Annotated in this window: 2 protein-coding genes; both read left to right on the top strand. The window is 63.6% G+C overall.

The genetic code is table 11. From position 1 onward, the window contains the following. Positions 1 to 94: 94 nt before the first annotated feature. Complete coding sequence (locus tag AC3A3G_RS16355) at positions 95 to 580, top strand: SRPBCC domain-containing protein (RefSeq protein WP_487488737.1); 486 nt, start codon at positions 95 to 97, stop codon at positions 578 to 580. Positions 581 to 589: 9 nt separating this feature from the next. Beyond that, positions 590 to 940 (top strand): hypothetical protein (locus AC3A3G_RS16350; protein WP_487488736.1); only part of this gene is annotated, 351 nt, incomplete at its 3' end.

The raw sequence follows: 940 nt of genomic DNA, 5'->3' as shown, positions 1-940 counted from the left end.
CAACGCCTTGAAAACACGATCATCTTCTATCTCGTTTGACATGTTATTTTTTTATAACATAAACTGGCCTCCTGCAAGCACGAAGGGTTCGGACATGTCCTTGGGTTTCACGGTTTCGGGGCGCATCGCCAAGCCGCCTCACGAGGTGTTCGACGCAGTGGTCAACCCGACCAAGCTGAGCGGCTATTTCACCACCCTGGGCGGCGCCGGCGCGCCGTTGACGCCAGGGGCCGTGGTCATCTGGTGGGGCTCCGTTGCCGTGGACGTCGAGGAGATCACGCCCAATCAGCGCATCGTGCTGCGCTGGGACGCGGAAACGGCTGACGGACAGCCCGCCTTCAAGACCCGCATCGTCATGGACTTCGAGCCGCTGGACGACGGCTCGACCTTCGTCACCATCGCCGAGTCTGGCTGGGCCGACGACGCGGCCGGGAAGAAGGCCTCTTTCGCCAACTGCGAAGGGTGGACAGCCATGCTGTCGGCGATGAAGGCCTGGCTCGAACACGGGATCAATCTGCGCGAGGGCTTCTACCCTTCAGAGATGCGCGGCGTCCTGCCCACCAACAGCAACCGGAAATGAGGACCACGCATGACCATCAAGATCGAGGGCGGCGTCAACATCGCCATGAAGGCGCCGAGCCACCAGCATCAGGCCGTCGTCGCCTTCTACCGCGACGTCGTCGGGCTTGAGAGCATCCCCGAAAAGGCGCCGGCGGTCGGCTTCAAGCTCGGCCCGAACCAGCTCTGGATCGACGAGTCGCAGACCCTGACCCAGGCCGAGGTCTGGCTCGAACTGTTCGCTCCGGACCACCGCGCCGCCCTGCGACGGCTGGAGGACGGCGGCGCCGTACGCTGCGACCCGATCGAACCGCTGGGCGAAGGATTTCGCGGCGGCTGGATCATGAACCCCGCCAACATCGTGCATATGGTCCGCGAACCC

The organism is Brevundimonas sp. Soil_N_31 (assembly GCF_057655995.1).
The sequence above is the reverse complement of the archived record's forward strand: the minus strand, read 5'-3'. Positions and strand labels throughout refer to the sequence as shown.

Bases quoted from the DNA above. Each gene is read 5' to 3' on its own strand.
- AC3A3G_RS16355 (WP_487488737.1), top strand. From the start codon at position 95: ATGTCCTTGGGTTTCACGGTTTCGGGGCGCATCGCCAAGCCGCCTCAC.